At 35.9% G+C, this 3,686-nt stretch carries 3 protein-coding genes; all 3 read left to right on the forward strand.

The annotated features are described in order from the left end of the window. Positions 1–263, forward strand: a 263-nt coding sequence (locus ACP5SP_RS07550) for a copper amine oxidase N-terminal domain-containing protein (protein WP_428076423.1), incomplete at its 5' end; no start/stop codon positions are given. A gap of 599 nt (positions 264–862) precedes the next feature. After that, complete coding sequence (locus ACP5SP_RS07555; RefSeq protein WP_428076425.1) at positions 863–3,268, forward strand: stalk domain-containing protein; 2,406 nt, start codon at positions 863–865, stop codon at positions 3,266–3,268. A gap of 38 nt (positions 3,269–3,306) precedes the next feature. Beyond that, on the forward strand, positions 3,307–3,686 hold a 380-nt coding region (locus ACP5SP_RS07560), incomplete at its 3' end, for a hypothetical protein (RefSeq protein WP_428076427.1).

The raw sequence follows: 3,686 nt of genomic DNA on the forward strand, positions 1-3,686 counted from the left end.
CTATCAGCGAAGCGCTTGGCGCGAATGTTACATGGATTCCTGAAACACAGGGAGTCACAATGACTCTTGGCAACAACAGCGTTGGCCTGCAGATTGGAAATGGCTCGGCAGTAGTAAGCGGAAACGTAATTCTTCTGAACGCTCCTCCGTATATTAAGAACGGAAGGACAATGGTTCCTCTTCGTGTAATAAGCGAAGGCCTCGGCGCAACAGTTTCGTGGGATGGTGTCAACAGGATTGTAACCATCACTCTTTCTCAGTAGATCCTGAGATATTTTTTGATGAGCCCCGCTTCGTGCGGGGCTTTTTTTATTTGTAGGAATGTCCCGCCCTCCTACAACTTTACCCAAAAAAGAGGTTTATAATTAGTCTTTGGGGGAGATTTTCAAGTCCCATCAATACTCCACCAGATAATAATTTTGCCTTGGGGGTAAGTTAGAAAGGGGGTGCCCCCCTTCCAATGATTGTCATTTCGAAGGAAGTGAGAAATCTCCATATTTTGAGGGGGCAACAACCCCCCTCAATACTCCCCCGAAACAGAGGAGATTCCTCAGGCTAAAGCCTTCGGAATGACAAATGAGAATTGCTCTCGGAATGACACGGAAAAACCGACTTCGGAATGACAAATAGGCGGCTTCGGAATGACAAATAGGCGGCTTCAGAATCACGAATAAGAGTAGCCTTCGGAATGACAAAAAGAAATAACCTTTGGAATGAGAAACAGAAATCTGTTTTGGAATGGCTACTTTTGAATTATTGGAAGAACTTTCAAAAGGCAAAAATTTTTGAAATAAATAGTTTTAATAAAAATTAGTTTGCCAAATCCTCAATATTTTTTATAATTAACAAAGGAGGTGAAGAAATGAAAAAAATAATTGCGATAATTCTAATGTTGATTCTTGCTTTTGGATTGACTGTTGACGTTAAGAGCGCAACGGCTGGGACTTACTATAAATTTACTCCTGTAAATGATGGCTTGTATGGAACAAATGTAACTTGTATTGAAATTGACGCAAACAACCCTAATATTGTATATTTAGGAACCGTTAATGAAGGCATTTTTGTTTCACAAGATTCTGGAAAAACTTGGCGCTGGATTGGAAAAGGATTTGAGATAAATATACCAGGTTATACAAAAACTTATTTACAGATTAATGCTATAAAGACAGTAAAAGGTAAACCGTCACTCATTTATGTTGGAACAGCAAAAGGACTGTTTAAAAGCAGTGATTCTGGACTCACTTTTACTTTTAATACAAATCTTCCAAGAAAAGTTTATTCTATATATGTAGATTCTAATGATCCTAATTTTGTGTTAGTGGGTACTGATGATGGGGTGTATAAGAGCACCGATGGTGGAGTAACTTTTGAAGCAGCAAATAAAGACATATCAAATATAAATGTCTTGTGTTTTTTAAAAGATTACTCAATGAAAGATTCATACTATATAGGAACTGATAAGGGTTTATACAAGTCAATTGATGGTTGCGAAAACTGGCTTCTATTGAATAATGGAATTAGCGGTGCAGTTTATGGAATTACACAACATTCGAAGAAACCGTATCTTTTGTATGTTTCAACTTCAACAGGATTGTATAGAACTTATGATTATGGCGACCATTTTGGTTTATTAAGAAACGGTTCTTACCTTAAAAGCTATATTGACTCTTTCGATGATCGTTTAATCCTTGCAATTACGAGAAATGCCATTTTACAAAGTAACGATTCTGGAGAAACCTGGAATAACTTATATTCTCCAATGTCGAACACTTATATTAGCGATGGAATACCTATGGGGGTTGGCTTTGGGAAAATTTATGTAGGCACAAATTTTGGCTTTGGAATTTATGAAAATGGATCTTTTTCTTATCAAAATAAGAACCTTGGGTTATTGGATATAAAAGCTTTAGGATATGATTCTAATTACAATTATATTTATGCACATTCAAACTTAGGGCTTTTTGTAAAAATGTCAAACGATACTTCATGGTCCTATTTAAGCGGAGCACTCTTTGGTGCAAATCCGCACTCTTTTGCAATAGATCCAACAATACCTAATTCAATGTTTGCAGGAACAAAATATGGTATAATGCATTCAACTGATAATGGGAAAAGTTGGTCTCAATTAGAAATACAAGGTGAGTTTTTTGCGCTTACCTTTTCAGAGATGAATCCTAAATATCTCTTTGCAGGGGGAGATTCTGGTCTCTTTGTAAGCAAAGATTCAGGTTCGCATATCACCAGGGTAACTTCATTTACTGATCTTCCAATTTATGGAATTGCTGCGCCAAGCGATGGGAGTGTATATATTTTAACTTCAAATGCAATTTATAAATCAAATGACTTTGGGAAAACATTTAATATTATTAACACAAATGTTAAAGCATTGAATCCTACAACACTTTCGTCAGACAAAAACAATCCCTCGATTATTTATCTTGGAACAACAGGTGGATTGTATGTTTCAAAAGATGGGTGCTTGAATTTTGAACCATTCGGAGATTTAGCCAAAAATACAATGGTTTATTCCGTAGTTTCTTTGAAGGACGGGACTCTCTATGTGGGAACTGACAGGGGAGTATATATTGGAACAATTTATAGTGACAACAATCCTCCTACTCTAATAATAAATTTTCCTCAAGATGGTACAGAAGTTAACGCTCCTTCCATTGTTATTTCTGGAAGGGTCTTGGATAACGAATCAGGTGTTTTTAAACTCACGATTAATGGTAATATAGTTCAATTTGATGACAATGGTAACTTCTCGTATACGTTGGTGCTTGTCCCAGGTGAAAACAGTATTGATATTAAAGCATATGATTTTGCAGGCAATGTTTCTCTTAAAACATTAAAAGTAACATACGTAAAGACCATAGTGCTTACCCTTTTTGTTGGGTCAAATAAATTAACTTCTTCTGATGGAAGCGTTATTACTCTTGACTCTCCTCCTGTCATAGTCGAAGGGAGAACTCTTGTCCCGATTAGACCTATTATTGAAAAATTTGGTGGCTCAATTTCGTGGGATGGGACAGAAAGGAAAGTTACAATAATGCTTGGCAATAAGACTCTTGAACTTTGGATTGATAAACCGCAAGCACGGGTTAATGGAGTGCTTACTTGGATTGATCCAAATAATACAAAAGTTACACCTAAAATTATAAATGGAAGAACAATGCTTCCTGTTAGATTTGTTTCGGAACAATTGGGTGCAAAGGTGGAATGGGATGGAACGCTTAGAAAGATTACTATTACATATCCTGCACCTTAATTTTGTGGTATAATGAGGAGATTTTTAAGGAGGTTAATATGAAAAAGGTATTAATTATTCTTTTAGTTTTATCTGTTATGTTTTCTTCTTTTGCTTTATTAAGTAATGTTGCTGCAGCCGATAGTATAAGTATCAATCTAAGTCCTAACTCAATAAATGTCCCAAATAAAATTACAATTACATTAACGCTTGGGAACGCTTATGTTGGCGCAAATACACAAATAGAAATACTTATAGATGGAGGGCAAGACCAAGCTTCAAAATTTAGCATTCCAACAAGTGTTTCTACCTCATCCATTTATACACAAATCTCAACCACTTCATATAATGTTTTCTCTGCTTCGATATCAACAAGCCCTGTAGACCTTTCAAAAAGTCTTGTTATTAGAACTTCAACTTCATTTCCTAATGTAAATCC

The organism is Caldisericum sp., assembly GCF_049967455.1.
In the GTDB taxonomy this organism is placed as follows: Bacteria; Caldisericota; Caldisericia; order Caldisericales; family Caldisericaceae; genus Caldisericum; species Caldisericum exile_A.

Bases quoted from the DNA above. Each gene is read 5' to 3' on its own strand.
- ACP5SP_RS07555 (WP_428076425.1), top strand. From the start codon at position 863: ATGAAAAAAATAATTGCGATAATTCTAATGTTGATTCTTGCTTTTGGA.